Origin of the sequence: Pseudaminobacter soli (ex Li et al. 2025) (assembly GCF_003012705.1) — a bacterium.
Taxonomy (GTDB): Bacteria; Pseudomonadota; Alphaproteobacteria; order Rhizobiales; family Rhizobiaceae; genus Pseudaminobacter; species Pseudaminobacter soli.
The window spans coordinates 412936-432454 of sequence record NZ_PXYL01000002.1 but is presented as its reverse complement, the minus strand read 5'-3'; the positions used below and the strand labels follow the sequence as shown (position 1 = coordinate 432454).

Below are 19519 nucleotides of genomic sequence, written 5' to 3'. Positions count from 1 at the left end.
GAAGCCTGATAGGCTCTAGCCTTAGTTCTTAGTGACGAGGCGATAGTAGACGAAGTCCGAGGTCGCGCCGTTGACGTAGCCCTGGACGTTCTTGGCATGCGCCACCTGGGTGGCGGCCTGGAACAACACCACGATCGGCGACTTCTCCTGGACCTTCTTCTGCAGATCGACATACATCTCGTCACGCTTGGCCGGGTCGGCCTCGGCGCGCGCGGCCTTGGTCTCGGCATTCATCTCGGCCGGCACGGCCCAGCCGTTACGCCAGGTGGTGGTCGACTGATAATTGCCGTCCGAGTTGTCCTCGTTGTAGGCGAAGGCCTTGGCATTGGAATCCGGGTCCATGAAGTCCGGGCCCCAGTAGAGCAGCATCGCCTCATGCGTGCGCGCACGGTACTTGGTGATGACCTGCGAGCCCGTGCCGGGGATGATCTCGAAGTTGATGCCGGCCTCGGCGAAGCTGGCCTGCAGCGACTGCGCCATGTCGGTGAACGGCGTGGAGTTGATCACGTCCAGCGTCACTTTAAGCGGCGTCTTGATGCCGGCGTCAGCCAGGATCTGCTTGGCCTTGGCAGGATCGTAGCTGTAGGGCGTGTCGTCCAGCGCGCCAGGGAAGCCCTTGGGCCAGAAGGCCTGATGCACCTGCATCTGGCCCTTGAGGAACGAGTCAGCCATGCCCTGGTAATTGACCAGGTAGCGCGAGGCCTCCCAGATCGCTTCCGGCTGCAGCTTCTCATCCTTCTGGTTCAGGCTCAGGAAATGCACGGCCGCCTGCGGATAGGTCTCGACCTTGGCCGTGTCCTTTTCGGCGAGGCTCTTGATCTGGTCCGGCGTCAGGTTCTTGGCCATGTCGACGTCGCCCGAGTCGAGCAGCAGCTGCTGCGTCGCCGCTTCCGCGACGTGGCGGATGATCACGGTCTTCATCTTCGGCGCGCCGCCGAAATAGTCTGGATTGGCGGTGAGGTTGATGATCTCGGCCGGGCGGAATGCCTTGAGCACGAACGGGCCGGTGCCGGCGGAATTGGCCTTCAGCCAGGCATTGCCCATGTCGGCATTGGCCTCGTTGGCCTGAACGGTCACGGCATCGATCACCGAGGCCGGACGCGAAGCCAGCACGTTGAGCACGAAGGCGGACGAGAAGTCGCCGTCATACTTCACGACGACCTTGTTGCCGTCGGCCTTGACCATCTGGTCGATGTTCTCGGGCGTCCAGCCGAGCTGGGTCAGGATGAAGGCCGGCGCCTTGTTGAGCACCACAACGCGCTTGAAGGAGTAGACGACGTCTTCGGCGCGCAGCGGATTGCCCGAAGAGAACTTCACGCCATCGCGAAGCGTGAAGGTGATGGTCTTGGCGGCATCATCGGTCGCCCATTCTGTGGCAAGGCCGGGTGCCAGCGTCTTCACGTCCGGCGCATCGTACTGCACCAGACGGTCGTAGGTCTGCGTCACATATTCGCCCGACGAGAATTCATAGGCCTCGGCGGGGTCGATGCTGACGATGTCGTCGATGTTCTGTGCTACCACCAACGCATCGGCCGGGGTGGCGGCATAGGTTGCTACAGGCGCCAGCGGCATTGCCAGCGCTGCCGCCAGCAAGGCGGCCTTCAAAAGCTTCATGATAGTTCTCTCCCTCACTTAGGTTGTTTTCCTGCTTGTCGTTTCGTCGACCCGGCCTTGGAACTGCGCAGGGCCGGACGCGCGGGATGCGATGAGCGGAATAGCGGCAAGGTGCCGGTCCACAACAGCCGGGCGACCTCTCCGGTCTCGTTTGCCCAGGCATGCGGGCTGTTGCCACGAAAATGGAAACTGTCGCCGGCCGAGAGCGTGATCTCGTCGCAGTCGATCCGGAAGGTGACGGCACCCTGCAGCATGTAGACGATCTCCTCGCCCTCATGGCTCACCGTCTCGGAGCGGTAGCCGGCCGGAATGGTCAGGATAAAGGAGGAGAGCACATTGCCTGCGAAATCCGCGCCAAGCCGCTCATAGACGATGGAGGAACCGTCGACGGAAAACTTGTTGCGGCCGCTTGCGCGCGTCCGCCCCTCTTCGACGCCGGGCGTCGAGATGAAATAGTCGACGCCGACATCGAGGCTTCTGGCGATCTGCGCCAGCGTGCCGAGCGAGGGCGTTGCATGGTCGCGCTCGACCTGGCTCAGATAGCCGACCGATATGCCGGCCGCATCGCACAATTCCTGAAGAGTCATCTGCAGCTGCCTGCGGCGGGCGCGGATCAGCGCTCCCACCTTCGGCTGCGACGACGCCGCAGACTTGCCAACTGCAACGGACACTCTTTCTCCCGTCCCCATCAAAATTTTTTTGATCTAAGCAAAAATGTTTGTATAGTCCAAGCAGATTTTTCGACTATCCACCAACCTGAACAACGGCGGATGGCCGATGTTTTCATTCGAGGGCGGCGCCCACTCGCTTCACGAGAGGGCGGAATGCAAGGGACGGGAAAGACAAGCGTGGCATTCGAACCCGATACCGCGGCCGGCGCGGTCCTCGCCGGCACGGCAAAAGCAGTTGGCTCGGGTAGGCACAAGCGCTTCCTGCTAGGGCTTGCCGGCTTCATCTTTACGCTGGCCTTCACCTTTCTTGGGCTTCTGGCCATCACCTTCTTCATCGGCCGTGTCGTGCCGATCGATCCGGTTCTGGCAGTGGTCGGCGACCGCGCCCCGAAAGCGGTCTACGAGGCGGCACGCATCGAGCTTGGGCTCGACAAGCCGCTCATCGTGCAGTTCTTCAATTATATCGGCTCGGTGCTGCGGGGCGATCTCGGCATGTCGGTCTCGACCGGCAAGCTGGTGGCCGATGATCTCAAGCGCGTGTTCCCGGCAACGCTCGAAATGGCGACCATAGGCATCATCATCGGCGTGCTGCTTGGCGTGCCGATGGGCGTCTATGCCGCCAGCCGTCAGGGCAGCCTCGTCGACCAGGCGATCCGCGTCGTCGGCCTGCTCGGCTATGCGGTGCCCGCCTTCTGGCTCGGCCTGGTCGGGCTCGCCCTGTTCTATGCCCAGCTGAAGTGGGTGGGCGGCCCCGGCCGCGTCGACATCTTCTATGACGGGCTTGTGCAACCGGTGACCGGCTTGATCCTCATCGACAGCCTGATCGCCGGCGAGCGCGACATCTTCTTCAACGCGCTCTGGCATCTGGCGCTGCCGGCTTCCGTGCTCGGCTTCTTCAGCCTCGCCTACATCGCCCGCATGACGCGCTCCTTCATGCTCGACCAGATGGCGCAGGAATATGTGACCACCGCGCGCGTCAAGGGCGTGCCCGAGCGGCTGGTAATCTGGCGCCATGCCTTCCGCCCGATCCTGGTGCCGCTGATCACGGTGATCGGCCTCTCCTATGCCGGGCTTCTCGAGGGCTCGGTGATGATCGAGACGATCTTTTCCTGGCCGGGTATAGGCAACTACCTGACGACCGCGTTGCTCAACGCCGACATGAACGCGGTGCTCGGCGCGACGCTGGTGATCGGCGCTGTATTCATCGGCATCAACAAGCTTTCGGACGTGCTCTACCGCGTCCTCGACCCGCGCGCGCGGTAGGAGGAATTCATGGCCGCATCCCTTCGCGCCTGGCTGGTCGACGACAGCCCCTCCTCCCGCCTGCAGGCCCGGCTCGGCCGCGCATGGCGCATCGCCGGCGCTTTGTCGCGCAACCCGCTTGCCGTTGTGGGAACGGTGATCATCCTTGCACTGGTGCTTACGGCGATCTTTGCACCCCTGCTCGCCACCCATGATCCGCTGAAGCAGGATCTGACGCAGCGCCTGCTGGCGCCGAGCGCCGCCAACTGGATGGGCACTGACGAGCTTGGCCGGGACATCTGGTCCCGCGTCGTCTACGGCGCGCGCATCACGCTGGTAATCGTCACGATGGTGGCTGTGCTCGCCGCCCCGGCGGGGCTGATCATCGGCGCGCTGGCGGGGTATTTCGGCGGCTGGCCCGACCGCATCCTGATGGGCATCACCGACATCTTCCTGTCGCTGCCCAAGCTGATCCTGGCGCTTGCCCTGGTGGCCGCTCTAGGACCCGGCATCGAGAACGCTGTCATCGCCATCGCCATCACCACCTGGCCGGGCTATGCACGCATCGCCCGGGCCGAGACGCTGACCTTCAAGAACTCCGAGTTCATCTCGGCGATCAGGTTGCAGGGCGCGTCGTCGCTGAGGGTCGTGCTCGGCCATGTGCTGCCGCTCTGCACGTCCTCGATGATCGTGCGTGTGACGCTCGACATGGCTGGCATCATCCTGACCGCCGCTGGCCTCGGCTTCATCGGGCTCGGCGCTCAACCGCCGCTGCCCGAGTGGGGCGCCATGATCGCGCGCGGCCGCAGCTTCATTCTCGACCAGTGGTGGGTTGCCACCATGCCCGGCTTTGCCATCATCGTCGTCAGCCTTGGCTTCTGCTTCCTCGGCGACGGCCTGCGCGACGTCCTCGACCCCAAGAGCGGAGAACAGCATTGAGCACGCCGCTTCTGGAAATCGAAAACCTGCGCGTCACCTTCCCCACTCCGCGCGGCGAGATCGACGTCGTTCGCGGTGTCTCCTTCACGCTCGGACGCGAGCGTCTGGGCATCGTCGGCGAAAGCGGCTCGGGCAAGTCCATGACCGGCCGCTCGATCCTGAAACTCATCCGCGCGCCCGGCCGTGTCAGCGCCGACAGGCTGAGCTTCGACGGTATCGACCTGCGCAACCGCTCGGAACGGCAGATGCGCGCCATTCGCGGCGCCCGCATCTCCATGGTCATGCAGGACCCGAAATTCTCGCTCAACCCGGTGATGACCATTGGCGAGCAGATCGCCGAGGCGCTGCTGACCCACAAGCGCCTGTCGCGCCGCGAAGTGGGCCAGCGCGTGCTGGCCATGTTGGAATCGGTCCGCATCGCCGATCCGGAGCGGGTTGCGAACCTCTATCCGCACGAAGTATCGGGCGGAATGGGCCAGCGCGTCATGATCGCCATGATGTTGATCCCGGAGCCCGACCTCCTCATCGCGGACGAGCCGACTTCAGCGCTCGATGTTTCCGTGCAGGCGCAGGTGCTCGACATCATCGACGAGTTGGTCAAGCGCAAGGGCATGGGGCTGATCTTCATCAGCCACGACCTCAACCTTGTGTCGAGCTATTGCGACCGCATCCTGGTCATGAACACCGGGCAAGTGGTTGAGGAATGCCGTGCGGGCGAGCTGCAGAACGCCACGCACCCCTATACGCGCGGGCTGGTTGCCTCCATCCCGCGCCTCAATGAAACCCGCGACGAGCTGCCCGTGCTCGACCGCAGCGCATGGGCCAGCAAATGACCGCGCTTTCGCTTAAGAATCTCGACATCTCGTATGGCGAAACGCGCATCACGCACAGCGTGAGCCTCGACATCGCCGAAGGCGAGAGCTTTGCGCTCGTCGGCGAAAGCGGCTCGGGCAAGTCGACCGTTTTGAAGGCCATCGCGGGGCTCGCGCCGGATTGGACCGGTTCGATCACCGCATTCGGCAAGCCGCGCAGCCACGGCATAGACGGCCATTTCGCGCGGGCTTGCCAGATGGTCTTTCAGGACCCTTACGGCTCGTTGCATCCGCGCAAGACTATCGATGCGACGCTCAGCGAGCCGCTGAGCATCCACGGCATCGGCAACCAGAACGCCCGCGTGGAAGCGGTGATGGCCTCTGTCGGGCTCGACCGAAAATTCCGCTTCCGCTTCCCGCATCAGCTTTCCGGCGGCCAGCGCCAGCGCGTGGCGATCGCCCGGGCGCTGGTGCTGGAGCCGAAAATCCTGTTGCTCGACGAGCCGACCTCGGCGCTCGACGTGTCCGTGCAGGCGGAAATCCTCAACCTGCTGAAGCGCCTGCGCCGCGAACAGAACCTGACCTTCCTGATGGTGACCCACAACCTGCCGGTGGTCTCCTTCCTCTGTGATCGGTTGGCGGTGATGCGGCAGGGCCGCATTGTCGAAATCGCGGACGTCGCCCAGCTCAAGCAGGGTGCGCTGAGGGAACCGTATTCGCGCGAGCTGATGCAGATCAGCGCCACTCACGCGGCTTAGCCGGCTCACGCCGCAATCCGGCGCCTCGGAACGATTTCGATCGCATTCTGGTTGACAGCGCACGGGTCCTGCGGACGACTCCTTACCGACGCGGCGAGCCAGCGGCGAGGAGATTCGAAAAAGATGCTGGACGTGCTTCACGGTTTGCTGTGGGTGGTGCTGGGCAGCGCGCTTGGCGGCCCCGCGCGCTTCTTCGTGTCCGGTTTCGTCGGGCGGCGCGTAGGCGAAACCTTTCCCTGGGGCACCATGGCCGTCAATGTCAGCGGGGCGACCACGATCGGGTTGGTCGCCGCCGCATCGGCCGCCGGCGGCACTTTTGCCCCGCCCGAGGCGTGGCAGTTTGCGGTGACCGGTTTCCTCGGCGCCTACACCACGGTTTCATCCTTCAGCCTCAATACGCTCACGCTCGCGCGCGACGGCCAGATGCTACGGGCCGGCGGCAATGTGCTTTTGTCGGTCACGCTTTGCCTCAGTGGCGCGGCCATTGGCTTCGCAGCCGGTGCGGCGATGTTCGGAGCCGCCGTTTCATGAACCGGCCGGAGCCGACACACCCCACCGCCAGACCACGAGCGCAGGCCTGGCTCCGGAACTTTCGCAGCGCTGGTTCGCTCTACCTTGCAGTGTCGGCCGGCGCGGTGATTGGCAGCGTGCTGCGCGCGCTGGTTTCGCTGGCGTCGCTCGCAATGTTCGGACCAGGCTTTCCGTGGGGCACGTTGTTCGTGAATGTCGTGGGCTCGTTTGTCATCGGCTTCTATTCCACACTCACAGGCCCCGACGGCCGCCTCCTTGCCGGCAGCCGCGCACGCCAGTTCGTGATGGCCGGCATATGCGGCGGCTTCACCACCTTCTCCACCTTCAGCCTCGAAACGCTTCGTCTTGCCCAATCCGGCCACTGGCCGATGGCCGGACTGAATGTCATCATCTCGGTAATCACGTGGCTGTTTGCCGTCTGGCTCGGCCATATGTTTGCGACGCGCCTCAACCGCCTGGGAGGAATTTGACATGCAGATTCCCGAACAATCGGTACTGCTGCGGATATTCATCGGCGAGGACGATCGCGCCGACGGCCGGCCCCTCTACGAAGCCATCGTGCTGAAGGCGCGCGAGATGCACCTGGCCGGCGCCACCGTGCTGCGCGGCGGCCTGGGCTACGGCCAGTCGAGCCGGCTGCACACGGCCAAGATCCTTCGCCTGTCGGAAGACCTGCCGCTGGTGGTCGAGATCGTCGACAGCGAGGAGAAGATCAATGCCTTCCTTCCTGTTCTCGAGACGATCATGTCGAGCGGCCTGGTGACGCTCGAGAAGGTGCAGGTGCTGCACTACGGCGCACCGAAGGCCTGACCCGAACCGCAGATGCCGCCTTACAGCGCCAGCGCCATCTTGCGCCCCTCATGTATGGCGTAAGGCACCTGCCGGGCAGCGAGGCAATCGCCGATGGCCGTGAAGGCGATACCGCGTTCGGTCAGTTCCCGCGCGAGGCTGTCCTCCGCGACATTGGTCGCAGCGAAGACCAGCGCATCGGCCTCGATCAGTTCCTCCCGGCCATCGAGGAAGAAGGCGACCCGCGCGGCCGAGCCCGTCCATTCGAGGATCGCGCTCTCGGTCACGAAGCGCACGCCGAGCCGGGCCAGATTGCGGCGCAACGGAAAGTCGGCGGTGGTGCGCTGCAGTTCCTTGCCGACCAGCGGATCGGGCGTGACGATGGTAACCTCATGTCCATCCTCGGCTAGCTTCCAGGCCGTGCCACAGCCCTTCCAATTGCCGCCTTCGTCGAACACGACGACGCGTTTTCCGGGCCGGGCCTCGCCGGCCATGACGGCTTCGGCGGAGAAAAACCTGCCGCGCTCGATGCCCGGCAGTGTCTCGACCTGCGGCAGCGCGCGCTGGAAGCCGGTTTCGGGCGGCAGAGAGCCCGTGGCGACGATCACCTCATCTGCCGCCTCGGCAGCTATGTCGTCGGCTTCCATGTAAGTGTTGTAGCGAATGTCGACGCCGAGCTTTTGCAATTGCCGTTCATACCAGCCGAGCAGGTCGAGCACCTGCGCGCGGCGCGGCTGCAGGCCGGCAAGGCGGAACTGGCCGCCAAGCCGATCTGACGCTTCGGCAAGCACCACCTTGTGGCCGCGCTCGGCCGCCACACGCGCGGCCTCCAGCCCAGCCGGCCCGCCACCGACCACCAGGACGCGCTTGGAAACGAGCGCCGGCCGGAAAGTATCGCCGCCCCACTCCCATTCGCGCCCGGCCGACGGATTGACCACACAGCTGATCCAGTAGTCGCGCGAGCGCCTGCCCCAGCACATCTGGTTGCAGGAGAGGCAGCCGCGAATGTCCTCGGGCCGGCCTTCCCTCGCCTTGTTGGCGAGGTGCGGATCGGCGATCTGGCCCCGCACGATGGAAACCAGGTCGGCCATGCCCTCGCTCAGCACGCTTTCCGCATTTTCCGGCGTGCGAATATGGCTTTCGGCTGTCACCAGCGCATTCGAGACCGCGCCCTTTAGCACGGATGCGAGATCTGCGCCGAGCTTCTCGGGATAGAGGAAGGTCGGCATCAGCTTGTAGAAATCGAAATAGCCGCCCGACCCGCAGGTGACGTAGTCGATCAGCCCGTCGCGGTCGTGATGCGCGATGATTTCGGCAGTGGCCTCGCGCTTCAGCGCTACCTCGACATCGGGCTCGTCATTGACAGCCAGTCCGACAATAAAGTCCTCGCCGCAAAGTTTCCGGATACGCGTCAGCACTTCGCGGCTGAAGCGCGTGCGATTTTCAAGGCTGCCGCCCCAGCGGTCGTCGCGGCGGTTCGACCATGGCGTCCAGAACTGGTCGAGCATGCCGTGATAGGCGGCCCAGACCTCGACGCCATCGAAGCCCGCCTCTCGGCAGCGGCGGGCAGCCTGAACGAAGCCGTCGATCGTCTCCTCGATCTCGGCCTCGTTCATGCGGTGGGAGCCGTCGCTGTCATGATAGCTTGGCAGGCCGGAAGGCGACCAGGCGGCATGGAAGGAATTGTCGGCGTCACCATGCTGGCCGACATGATAGAGCTGCTGAACGGCGACGGCGCCATGCTCGTGTATGGCCTCCGTCACCTTTCGGAAATGCGGGATCACGCCATCGTCGGAGTGACGAAAGTTACCGCGCGTCAGAACCGCCGCCGCATGCACCGGCACGGGCTCGACCACCACCATCGCCGCGCCGCCCTTGGCGCGCTCGGCATAGTAGGCGGCGTGCCGCTCGGTCGGCAGTCCCTCCACAGCCATGTTGGCGGTGTGCGCCCCGAAGACGATGCGGTTGCGCAGCGTCTTGTGGCGCAGCGCAACCGGCGTGAGCAGCCGCTTGAACGTCCGTTCCTGCATTTCTCCTCCCTCCCCGGCCGGCCTCCTCCGCCGACCTGTTCGAGCTACAGATCCTTGGCGAGCCTCAGCGCGTCGTAGATCGCCGCATGCGTGTTGCGGGCCGAGACGGCATCGCCGATGCGGAAGAGCTGGAATGCGCCCTCGGCATTGCTTGCTACCTCCTGCGGCTCGCCCTCGATGAGGCGCATGTAGTCGACCGCGCCGCGGTTGCTCGATTTCGGCTTCAGCGCGAAATAGAGATCGTCCATTGGGATGGTGCCGTGGTTGACCACCACCTGGTCGACGCGGCGCACCTTGTCGACGCCGCCATAGTCGCTGCCGATATGGGCGATCAGTTCGTTGCCGTCGCGCGTCACCTTGTCCAGCCGGAAGGTGACGGTGAAGGTCACGTCCAGCTTCTGCAGACTGCGCATATAGGGCACGAGGTTCATGCCCATGACCTCGGGCGCGAAGGAACGATCAGGCGTCATCACCTCCAGCTTCGCGCCGGATTTTGCGATCACCTCCGCCGCCTGCAGCGCCGGGTTGTCGCCCGCGTCGTCGAACAGCAGAACGTTGGTGCCCGGCTTCACGTCGCCGGACAAAATATCCCAGGTGGAGACGACGAGATCGTTGCCTTCGGACAGCACTTCAGTGTGCGGATAGCCGCCGGTAGCGATGATCACAACGTCTGGCTTCTCGGCCATCACTTCGTTTTCTTCCGCCCAGGTGTTGAACCGGAAGGTAACGCCCTTGGCCGTGCACTGCGCCATCCGCCAGTCGACGATACTGATCATTTCCTGCCGTCGCTGGCTGCGGGCGGTAAGCCGCACCTGGCCGCCATGGTGGGCGGAGGCCTCGAACACAACGACCTCGTGGCCGCGCTCGGCCGAGACGCGTGCGGCCTCGAGCCCGGCAGGGCCAGCGCCGACGATCACCACCTTGCGCTTCTTGCTCGCGGGCGGGATGTCATGCGGCATCGTCAGCTCGCGCCCGGTGGCCGGGTTGTGGATGCAGTAGGCCGCGCCGCCCTGGTAGATGCGGTCGAGGCAGTAGTTGGCGCCGACGCAAGGGCGGATATCTTCCTCGCGACCTTCCATGATCTTCCGCACGATATGCGGATCGGTCATGTGCGCGCGCGTCATGCCGACCATATCGAGCTTGCCCGACGCGATAGCGTGGCGGGCGGTTGCCACATCGGGGATACGCGCGGCGTGGAAGGTCGGCATGCCGACCTCGGCGCGCACTTCGCCGGCGAAGTCGAGATGCGGCGCGCTCGGCATGCCCTGGATCGGGATCACGTCGGTCAGGCCAGCGTCGGTTTCGATATGGCCGCGGATGACGTTGAGGAAATCCACCATGCCCGAAGCCTTGAAGCGCCTGGAGATCTCAAGACCATCCTCGCGGGTCAGACCGCCGGCTATCACCTCGTCGGCGGTGTAGCGAATGCCGATGATGAAGTCCGGCCCGACGCGCTCACGCATCGCGGACAGAACGTCGAAGGTGAAGCGCAAGCGATTGTCGAGCGAGCCGCCATAGGGGGCGTCGAGCGTGTTGGTGAGCGGTGACCAGAACTGGTCCATCAGATGGCCGTAGGCCTCGAGCTCGATGCCATCGAGGCCGGCCGCCTTCATGCGCTCGGCCGCATCGGCATAGTCCTTGACTATACGTTCGATATCCCAGTCTTCCATCTTCTTCGGGAAGGCCCGGTGGGAGGGCTCGCGATTGTGCGAAGGCGAAACCGCAGGCAGCCAGTCGCCCTTGTCCCAGCGCGTGCGACGGCCAAGATGGGTGAGTTGGATCATCACCGCCGCGCCATGCTCATGGCAGGCATCGACCACGTCCTTCATCCACGGCACCACCTCGTCCTTATAGGCGAGGATGTTGTTGAACACCGGCGGGCTGTCGCGCGCGACGGAGGCGGAACCGGCGGTCATGGTCAACGCAACGCCCGCTTTGGCGCGTTCGGCATGGTATGCGCGGTAGCGCGCCTTGGGCATGCCGTCTTCGGGATAGGCCGGCTCATGCGAGGTGATCATGATCCGGTTTCTGAGCGTGAGATGCTTAAGTTTGTAAGGCTGGAGAAGCGGGTCGTTCGACATCGTCGGATGCTCCAAGGACAAGGCGTCACAAGGATCGTAAGTGGAAATGTACATCACTGTCAATTCTGTCGACAGCACCGTACATTTTGTGTTGCGTGGCACTTGCCGCCGTGCTTAGCTTCCGGCCATGGAGCAGGAGAAAATTGGCGAAACGGGTTGGCGCGGGTCGCGCGAGGGTTGGCTCGACGCGGCTTATGAAAGCCTGATCGAAGCCGGCGTCGATGCCGTCCGCGTGCTGCCGCTGTCGAAGCGTTTGAAGCTTTCGCGCACCAGCTTCTACTGGTTCTTCGCCGACCGCGAGGCACTGCTTGCTGCCCTCATCGACCTCTGGCGGTCCAAGAACACGGGCAACCTCATCAAGCAGACCGAAAGCTACGCCGGGAGCATCGCCGAGGCGATCCTAAACGTGTTCGACTGCTGGCTAGAACCTGAGGTATTCGATTCCCGCTTCGAATTCGCGATCCGCAGCTGGGCGCAGCAATCGCCCGAGGTGGCCAGGGAAATCGATGTCGCCGACACGGCTCGACTCGAGGCGCTTCAGGCGATGTTCCTCCGTTTCGGCTTCGAGCCCTTCGCGGCCGATGTCAGGTCGCGAACGATCTACCTGACCCAGATTGGCTATATCTCGATGAAGACGGTCGAGACCCTTGCCACCCGCATGGCGCGGATCCCGAAATATGTCGAGATCTTTACCGGGCGCGAGCCCACGCCAAGCGAAATGGAGCGTTTCACCGCCCGGCACGGCTACATCACCTCAACGGAAGCAACCGGGGGTGCGGTCTGATGGCAAAGCCCACCATTGGCATCATCGGCGGCACCGGATGGCTGGGCAGCGCCATTGCCCGCTCGATGCTGAAAGCGGGTTTTCTCGAGCCATCGCAACTCATCTTGTCCAGTCGGTCCACAGCACATGGGCTCACCGGCTGGCCGGACGTTACCTGTACTGCAGACAACCAGGAACTCGCCGCACGCGCGGATGTCATCATCTTGTCGGTGCGACCCGACCAGTTTTCCGCGGTGGAGATCGATGCCCGCGGCAAGCTGGTGATCTCGGTGATGGCGGGCGTGCCCATAACAACCCTTGCGGAAAGGACCAACAGTGACCGCATCGTGCGCGCTATGCCTAACGCAGCGGCCGAGATCGGCAAATCCTACACGCCGTGGTTTGCGAGCGACGGCGCAGAGGTCGAGGACAAGGAACTCGTGCGGCGGCTTTTCGAAACATGCGGCTCGACGGACGAAGTGTTTCGCGAGGCCGACATCGATTACCTGACCGCGCTCACAGGCTCGGGTCCCGCGTTTCCAGCCTTGCTTGCGCAGGCGATGATAGGCCATGCGCTTGACAAGGGTCTGCCTCGCGACATCGCCACAAGAGCGGCGACGGCTGTCGTTGCCGGGGCAAGCCAACTGCTTGGCGTGCACTATGTTTCTCCAGAAGAGACTGTTCGGGCATTTCTCGACTATCGCGGCACCACGGCGGCGGGATTGCAGGGAATGATCGATGGCGGTTTCATTGCCGCCGTCGGCGCCGGGCTCGATGCTGCGGAGGCAGCGGCGACCGCGATGTCGCGGACCGGCTGAGAAACCGGCCAATGCATGCCCGGAGGAGATTGCGGCATGCAGCGGCCAGGCCTTTTTTGAAGCATCGCATGCGCGCTGCGGCTGCGGTACTTCGCGAAGTGGCTTTTGACGCGGTGTCGATTGTCACTTTTGTTATTCAACACCGCTTGAATGGGAGTGAACAATGAAACATCTGCTTGCATCCACCGCCCTGGCCCTTGGCCTGCTGGCGATGGGCGGCGCTGCGAACGCCGCCGAATGCGGTACCGTCACCATAGCCAACATGAACTGGCAGTCGGCCGAGGTGCTGGCCAATATCGACAAACTCATCCTCAACGCCGGCTATGGCTGTGACGCTCAGCTCGTCGTCGGCGACACGGTGCCCACGCTGACCTCGATGACTGAGAAGGGCCAGCCCGACATCGCGCCGGAAGGCTGGGTCGACCTGCTGCCCGAAGTCGTCGAGCGCGGCATTGCCGACAAGAAGCTGGTCTCCACTGTCGAGGCGCTTTCCGACGGCGGCGTCCAGGGCTGGTGGATCCCGAAGTACATCGCCGACGCCCACCCTGACATCAAGACCATCGACGATGCGTTGAAGCACCCTGAGCTGTTCCCGGCGCCGGAGGACTCGTCGAAGGGCGCCGTCTACAACGGCCCGCAGGGCTGGGGCGGCACGCTGGTCACCACCCAGCTCTTCAAGGCTTATGAAGGCGAAAAGGCCGGCTTCGTGCTCGTCGACACCGGCTCGGCCGCCGGCCTCGACGGCTCGATAGCCAAGGCCTATGAGCGCAAGGAAGGCTGGATGGGCTACTACTGGGAGCCGACCGCGCTGCTTGGCAAGTACGAGATGGTCAAGCTCGAATACGGCGTTCCCCACGATGCAGCCGAATGGAAGCGCTGCAACACGGTTGCTGACTGCCCGGATCCGAAGCGCAATGCATGGCCCAAGGATAGGGTTGAGACCCTGGTGACCACCGGCTTCGCCGATCGCGCGGGGCCGGCCATGGACTACCTCAAGACCCGCAGCTGGCCGAACGCGACCGTCAACAAGTTGCTGGCGTGGATGACCGACAACCAGGCCACCGGCGAGGAAGGCGCCAAGCACTTCATCAAGACTGGCGAGGACATTTGGACCAAGTGGGTCTCGCCCGAGGTCGCCGAGAAGGTGAAGGCTGCGGCGCAGTAAACCGGCCGAACGAACCGTCGGTGGCGCACCGCAGCGGGGCGCCACCGACGCGTTTCGAAAAGCCCAACGACACGAAACACGATCCGCTTGTTGTGAAAGGGGAATCGATGGATTGGCTGACTAGATTTCCGCATATGGACGATGACACGCTGCGTGTCCTGAAGAAGAGCATCGACGAAGGCTTCCGCGGTTTCACGCGCGCCTATGGCGACAGCATCGAGGGCTTCTTCCAGCCGCTGCAGTATTTCCTCATCCAATCCGAACGGTTCATGACCAATACGCCATGGCCGATCATCCTGCTGCTGATCGCGGCGATCGCCTGGTTCGCCACCCGCAGCTGGAGGATCGTGATCAGCTCGGTTGTCACGCTGCTGGTCATCGGCTACTTCGACATGTGGGACGACACGATGAAGACCATCTCGATGATCCTCGTCTGCACCATTTTGTCGATCGTGCTCGGCATCCCCATCGGCATTGCCATGTCGCGTTCGGACCGGCTGCAAAGCTGGATCAACCCGATCCTCGACATCATGCAGACCATGCCGAGCTTCGTCTATCTCATCCCGGTGGTCATGCTGCTCGGCATCGGCAAGGTGCCCGGCCTGATCGCGGTGGTGATCTATGCCATCCCGCCGATGATCCGGCTTACCAACCTGGGCATACGCCAGGTCGATCGCGACGTGCTCGAGGCGGCGGACGCCTTCGGCTCGTCGAGCTGGCAGAAGCTCAAGAACGTGCAGATGCCTCTGGCGCTCCCCACGATCATGGCCGGCATCAACCAGACCATCATGATGGCGTTGGCCATGGTGGTTATCGCCTCCATGATCGGCGTGCAGGGCCTCGGTCAGCCGGTGTTGAAGGCGATCGCCAACCAATATTTCACGCTCGGCGTGTTCAACGGCCTCGCCATCGTCGGCATCGCCATCGTCTTCGATCGCATCAGCCAGGCCTATGGCAAGCGGCTGCAAAGGCACCTGGAGGTCATTCATGGCTGAGCCGCAGAAGAACGCGGAAAACGGCATCCATATCCGCAACCTCTACAAGATCTTCGGCCATGGCGCGGCAGGCTATGTTGATATGGTCAAAAAAGGCATGACCAAGGCCGAGCTGAATGAGAAGCACGGACATGTTCTGGGCCTCAAGGACATCAACATCGACATGCCCGGCGGCGATATCTTCGTCATCATGGGCCTGTCGGGGTCCGGCAAGTCGACGCTGATCCGTCACATCAACCGGCTGATCGATCCCACCGCCGGCGAGGTGCTTGTCGGCGACGCCGACGTGGTGAAGATGAACCCGCGCGAGCTACGCGATTTCCGTCGCCACAAGACGGCGATGGTCTTCCAAAAATTCGCGCTGCTGCCGCATCGCAACGTGCTGGAAAACACCGTCTACGGGCTCGAGGTGCAGGGCGTGCCGCGCGCCAGGCAGGTGGAGTCGGCGATGCGCTGGATCGAGCGTGTCGGCCTAAAGGGCTTCGAGCAGAAATATCCCAACCAGCTGTCCGGCGGTATGCAGCAACGCGTGGGCCTGGCGCGCGCGCTGACCAATGACGCGCCGATCCTGCTGATGGACGAAGCGTTTTCGGCGCTCGACCCGCTGATCCGCATGGACATGCAGAGCGTGCTCCTTGACCTGCAAAAGGAGATTAAGAAGACGATCGTCTTCATCACCCACGACCTCGACGAGGCGCTGCGCCTTGGCGACCGGGTGGCGATCCTGCGCGACGGTGAAGTGATCCAGCAGGGCACCGCCCAGGACATCGTGCTCAATCCGGCCGACGGCTATATCGCCAACTTCGTCAAGGAGGTGAACCGGGGACGTGTTATCCGGCTCGATGCGGTCATGGCTCCGATCAATGCAGGCGCCCAGCCTGCCTCGGTCCGGGCACATGCCGACACCACGCTCGACGAGGCCGCGACCATGCTGACCAAGGCCGGGCAGACCGAGCTTTCGGTCGTCAATGGCAACGGCGAACAGATCGGCCGGCTGGACCTGCAGCGGATCATTTCGGCCATGGTGACGCCGGCGGCCGGAAACTGAAGCATTCACGATGAGACGGAAGACGGAGGACAGCCCAGCTTGTCCTCCGTCAGCATCGCACCGACCGCGGGACCGAGTTTTCAACCCGCGATCTCCGCCCTATCTTTCCTCGCGCGAAAAGCATCGGCGCTCCGCGCGCGATGGCAACGAAAGGGACCAGAACCATGCGTCTCTTGCTGGCAAGTACGATCCTCGCCGCCCTCACCGCAACGGCACATGCCGAGATGAAGGTTAGCTTCGACTGGGGACCGACGAAGAAGTGCTTCGACCCCAATTCGCCGCCGTTCAAGGTGTCGGGCGTTCCAAGCGGCACGGCGACGCTCGACTTCCACATGACGGACAAGAACGCGCCGAACTTCAACCACGGCGGTGGCCAGGTTCCCTATAAGGGCGAGGCCTCTGTGCCCTACGGCGCCTTCAAATACAAAGGTCCCTGCCCGCCTTCCGGCACGCATACCTATGTTTTCACCGTGAAGGCGCTGGACGCGAAAGGCAAAGTTCTGGCGACAGCCAAGGCGCAACGCGATTTCGCGCATCAATCCTGAAAACGCGACGAGCCCCGCCGGAGGCGAGGCTCGCTTTCTTCACGCGGAGTGACGGGAACTTCAGGCCTGCGGCTGCTTGGTCTTGCGCAGGTAGGGCAGGATGCGGTCAAAAGCGCCGAAGCGCTTGACGGCGTCTTCGTCCGACACCGCTGCTGTGATGATGACGTCCTCGCCCTGCTTCCAGTTCGCCGGTGTTGCCACCTGGTGCTTGGCGGTGAGCTGTATGGAATCGAGCGCGCGCAGGATCTCGTCGAAGTTGCGGCCCGTGGTCATCGGATAGGTCAGCACGAGCTTGATCCGCTTGTCGGGTCCGATGATGAAGACAGAGCGCACGGTCGCATTGTCGGCCGGGGTACGCCCTTCGGAGGTATCGCCTGCCGCGGCCGGCAGCATGTCATAGAGCTTGGCGACCTTGAGGTCGCGGTCACCGATCAGCGGATAGTCGACCACATAGCCGGTGGCGACGCGGATATCGTCCTTCCACTTGTCGTGGCTCTCGACTGGATCGACGGAGATGCCGATAATCTTGGCGTTGCGCTTAGTGAACTCGTCGGCGATGCCCGCCATGGCTCCGAGCTCGGTCGTGCAGACCGGGGTGAAGTTTTTCGGGTGCGAGAAGAGCACCGCATAACCATCGCCGATCCAATCATGGAAGTGGATCGTGCCCTTGGTCGTTTCGGCGGTGAAATCCGGTGCAATGTCATTGATGCGAAGGCCCATAGCGTCGCTCCCGTTTTGGTTATGGAAAAATAGACTTCGATCATACCGCAATCGGTGTCCGGGCCGAAGCGCTTATGTCGCGATCCCTTTCCCAAATTGGACGTAGGCAGGCGAAAAACACCTCCTTCCGCGAGCTGGGCTGGAAGGTGATTTCAGCTTGCATGTTTCATCCATATGTGAAAACTGTATTCATAAAAGAAGATATGGGGAGGCTGACCGGTCGCACGACGATCTGGCAGCACATTTTCGAAACGGAAGCATCGATGACGGATTTCGCGCCCACGGTGGGCATTTCTTCCACGCGGCCGCACAACATGCCGGCCGACCATGCCGAGATACCGGTGTGGAATTCGGAGAACTGGTTCTATGAGGACTGGCCCGTCGGCCAGAAGATCCGCTCGCTACGCCGGACCATGTCGGAGGGGGACAGCCACCTCTTCAACACGCTGGTGCTGGACATCCACCCTTACGTGCAGGACCAGATGTTCGCCGAAACCGAGGGCATGTTCGGCAAGCGGCTGATCGCCGGCGCCTTCGTGTTCTCCGCCGGCTTGGGGCTTGTCGCCACCAACTGCGTCAACGCCTTTTCCTATGGATACGACAAGCTGCGCTTCATCAAGCCGGTGTTCATCGGCGACACCATCTACGCCATCCGCACCAACCTCGACAAACGCCCACGCTATAAGGAGCTGGGCCTGATCCGCGCCAGCTATGAGGTATTCAAGGGCGAAGGCGAACTGGTGCTCTACTGCGAGCACCTGCAGACCGTGAAATATCGCAACCCGGCCGATTTCGCCGGCAAGACTGAGAAATAGCCCAAGATGAGCACAGACACCGACCTGCCGCTGACGGGCCTCGTGGTGGTGGACATGAGCCAGTTCCTGTCCGGGCCCTATTGCTCGCTCAGGCTGATGGATCTCGGCGCGCGCGTCATCAAGATCGAGCGGCCGGATGGCGGCGACCTGTCGCGAAGGCTTTATCTCAGCGACACCGAGATCGGCGGCGATTCCACCATCTTTCATGCGATCAACCGCGCCAAGGAAAGCCTGGCCATCGACTTGAAGAATGAGGACGATCTCGCCGCGCTGTGCACGCTGCTGGCCAAGGCCGACGTGCTGATCCAGAATTTCCGCCCCGGCGTGATCGAGCGGCTCGGCCTCGACTACGAGGCGGTGCGCAAGATCAACCCGCGACTGGTCTATGCCTCGATCAGCGGCTACGGCGAGGAAGGCCCCTGGCTGAAGCGGCCGGGGCAGGACCTGCTGGCGCAGTCGCGCTCGGGCGTGATGTGGCTGAACGGCGACGAGGAACAAGGCCCAGTGCCTTTCGGCCTCGCCATCGGCGACATGTTGGCCGGCGCTGCGGCGGCACAAGGCATTCTGGCCGCCTTGGTGCGGCGCAGCGTTACCGGCCAGGGCAGCCATGTGGAGACGAGCCTGCTCGAAGCGCTGGTGGACCTGCAATTCGAGGTGCTGACCACACATTTGAACGACGGCCGGCGCCTGCCCCGGCGCTCCAGATTCCGCAGCGCGCATGCCTATCTCGCGGCGCCCTACGGCGTCTATCCCGCTAGGGACGGCTACCTCGCCATCGCCATGACGCCGATCCCCAAGCTGGCGGACCTGCTCGGCCTCGAAGAGCTTGCGCAATACCGCGACGATCCCGCCAGCTGGTTCACGGCCCGCGACGAGATCAAGGCAATCATCGCAAAACGTATCGCCACCGGAACGATCGAGGAATGGCTGGCCATTCTGGAGCCGGCTGACATCTGGTGTGCCAAGGTGATGGACTGGAACGAACTACTGGACAGCGAAGGTTTCCAGATGCTCGACATGTTGCAGACCGTGACGCGCGAGGACAACGTGTCGATCACTACGACCCGCTCGCCGCTGCGCATTAACGGGCAGCGGCCCGTGGTAGCGCGCGCAGCACCCCGCATCGGCGAGCACAGTGCCGCCATCCGCGCGGAGTTCGGTCTGTGAGCCCGCCCGTGCGCCT

Annotated in this window: 20 protein-coding genes; 15 read left to right on the top strand and 5 right to left on the bottom strand. The window is 63.3% G+C overall.

The features are described 5' to 3' along the window. Positions 1–21: 21 nt before the first annotated feature. Positions 22–1614, bottom strand: coding sequence for an ABC transporter substrate-binding protein (locus C7I85_RS05600; protein ID WP_106722945.1), 1593 nt, complete (start codon positions 1612–1614; stop codon positions 22–24). Positions 1615–1628: 14 nt separating this feature from the next. After that, a complete protein-coding gene (locus C7I85_RS05595; RefSeq protein WP_245444818.1) occupies positions 1629–2285 on the bottom strand; it encodes a helix-turn-helix domain-containing protein in 657 nt (218 codons plus the stop codon). A gap of 177 nt (positions 2286–2462) precedes the next feature. Here C7I85_RS05595 and C7I85_RS05590 point away from each other — a divergent pair, with 177 nt between their 5' ends. The 7 genes from C7I85_RS05590 to C7I85_RS05560 all read left to right on the top strand — a co-directional run bounded on the left by C7I85_RS05590 (position 2463) and on the right by C7I85_RS05560 (position 7377). Next, the gene (locus C7I85_RS05590) at positions 2463–3548 is read left to right on the top strand and encodes an ABC transporter permease (RefSeq protein ID WP_245444817.1); all 1086 of its coding nucleotides are present in this window, start codon (positions 2463–2465) and stop codon (positions 3546–3548) included. A 9-nt stretch (positions 3549–3557) separates the two neighbouring features. Further along, positions 3558–4466 (top strand): ABC transporter permease, encoded by a 909-nt coding sequence (locus C7I85_RS05585; RefSeq protein WP_106722942.1) that lies wholly within the window; start codon positions 3558–3560, stop codon positions 4464–4466. Then, on the top strand, positions 4463–5299 hold the full coding sequence (locus C7I85_RS05580; protein ID WP_106722941.1) for an ABC transporter ATP-binding protein: 837 nt from the start codon (positions 4463–4465) through the stop codon (positions 5297–5299). The genes C7I85_RS05585 and C7I85_RS05580 overlap by 4 nt, the downstream gene beginning before the upstream one ends. Continuing rightward, positions 5296–6036 (top strand): ABC transporter ATP-binding protein, encoded by a 741-nt coding sequence (locus tag C7I85_RS05575; RefSeq protein WP_106723096.1) that lies wholly within the window; start codon positions 5296–5298, stop codon positions 6034–6036. Before C7I85_RS05580 ends, C7I85_RS05575 begins: the two co-directional genes overlap by 4 nt. Before the next feature lie 123 nt (positions 6037–6159). Beyond that, a complete protein-coding gene (gene crcB, locus C7I85_RS05570) occupies positions 6160–6567 on the top strand; it encodes a fluoride efflux transporter CrcB (protein WP_106722940.1) in 408 nt (135 codons plus the stop codon). After that, on the top strand, positions 6564–7037 hold the full coding sequence (crcB, locus tag C7I85_RS05565; RefSeq protein WP_106722939.1) for a fluoride efflux transporter CrcB: 474 nt from the start codon (positions 6564–6566) through the stop codon (positions 7035–7037). The genes crcB (C7I85_RS05570) and crcB (C7I85_RS05565) overlap by 4 nt, the downstream gene beginning before the upstream one ends. A gap of 1 nt (position 7038) precedes the next feature. After that, positions 7039–7377 (top strand): DUF190 domain-containing protein, encoded by a 339-nt coding sequence (locus tag C7I85_RS05560; protein WP_106722938.1) that lies wholly within the window; start codon positions 7039–7041, stop codon positions 7375–7377. Positions 7378–7397: 20 nt separating this feature from the next. Here the strand turns inward: C7I85_RS05560 and C7I85_RS05555 are convergent, their stop codons facing one another. Continuing rightward, positions 7398–9386 (bottom strand): FAD-dependent oxidoreductase, encoded by a 1989-nt coding sequence (locus tag C7I85_RS05555; protein ID WP_106722937.1) that lies wholly within the window; start codon positions 9384–9386, stop codon positions 7398–7400. Positions 9387–9430: 44 nt separating this feature from the next. Beyond that, a complete protein-coding gene (locus C7I85_RS05550) occupies positions 9431–11467 on the bottom strand; it encodes an NADH:flavin oxidoreductase (protein WP_106722936.1) in 2037 nt (678 codons plus the stop codon). A gap of 127 nt (positions 11468–11594) precedes the next feature. Here C7I85_RS05550 and C7I85_RS05545 point away from each other — a divergent pair, with 127 nt between their 5' ends. The 6 genes from C7I85_RS05545 to C7I85_RS05520 all read left to right on the top strand — a co-directional run bounded on the left by C7I85_RS05545 (position 11595) and on the right by C7I85_RS05520 (position 16801). Next, entirely contained in the window at positions 11595–12251 is a 657-nt protein-coding gene (locus C7I85_RS05545) for a TetR/AcrR family transcriptional regulator (protein WP_106722935.1), read from the top strand. After that, positions 12251–13048, top strand: a complete 798-nt coding sequence (locus C7I85_RS05540) for a pyrroline-5-carboxylate reductase family protein (RefSeq protein WP_106722934.1) — start codon at positions 12251–12253, stop codon at positions 13046–13048. The genes C7I85_RS05545 and C7I85_RS05540 overlap by 1 nt, the downstream gene beginning before the upstream one ends. Before the next feature lie 163 nt (positions 13049–13211). After that, on the top strand, positions 13212–14213 hold the full coding sequence (locus C7I85_RS05535) for an ABC transporter substrate-binding protein (protein WP_106722933.1): 1002 nt from the start codon (positions 13212–13214) through the stop codon (positions 14211–14213). 107 nt (positions 14214–14320) lie between these two features. After that, positions 14321–15208 carry an ABC transporter permease gene (locus C7I85_RS05530; RefSeq protein WP_106722932.1) on the top strand — a complete coding sequence of 296 codons (888 nt, stop codon included), beginning with the start codon at positions 14321–14323 and terminating at the stop codon, positions 15206–15208. Next, complete coding sequence (locus tag C7I85_RS05525) at positions 15201–16256, top strand: quaternary amine ABC transporter ATP-binding protein (protein WP_106722931.1); 1056 nt, start codon at positions 15201–15203, stop codon at positions 16254–16256. Before C7I85_RS05530 ends, C7I85_RS05525 begins: the two co-directional genes overlap by 8 nt. A 164-nt stretch (positions 16257–16420) precedes the next feature. Further along, complete coding sequence (locus C7I85_RS05520) at positions 16421–16801, top strand: YbhB/YbcL family Raf kinase inhibitor-like protein (RefSeq protein ID WP_106722930.1); 381 nt, start codon at positions 16421–16423, stop codon at positions 16799–16801. Positions 16802–16861: 60 nt separating this feature from the next. Here C7I85_RS05520 and C7I85_RS05515 read toward each other — a convergent pair whose 3' ends face one another. Continuing rightward, the gene (locus C7I85_RS05515; RefSeq protein ID WP_106722929.1) at positions 16862–17521 is read right to left on the bottom strand and encodes a peroxiredoxin; all 660 of its coding nucleotides are present in this window, start codon (positions 17519–17521) and stop codon (positions 16862–16864) included. Positions 17522–17784: 263 nt separating this feature from the next. Here C7I85_RS05515 and C7I85_RS05510 point away from each other — a divergent pair, with 263 nt between their 5' ends. Together C7I85_RS05510 and C7I85_RS05505 are read left to right on the top strand one after the other, a co-directional pair. Next, complete coding sequence (locus C7I85_RS05510; RefSeq protein WP_106723095.1) at positions 17785–18336, top strand: MaoC family dehydratase; 552 nt, start codon at positions 17785–17787, stop codon at positions 18334–18336. A gap of 6 nt (positions 18337–18342) precedes the next feature. Next, positions 18343–19503, top strand: coding sequence for a CaiB/BaiF CoA transferase family protein (locus C7I85_RS05505; RefSeq protein WP_106722928.1), 1161 nt, complete (start codon positions 18343–18345; stop codon positions 19501–19503). Positions 19504–19519 lie beyond the last annotated feature (16 nt).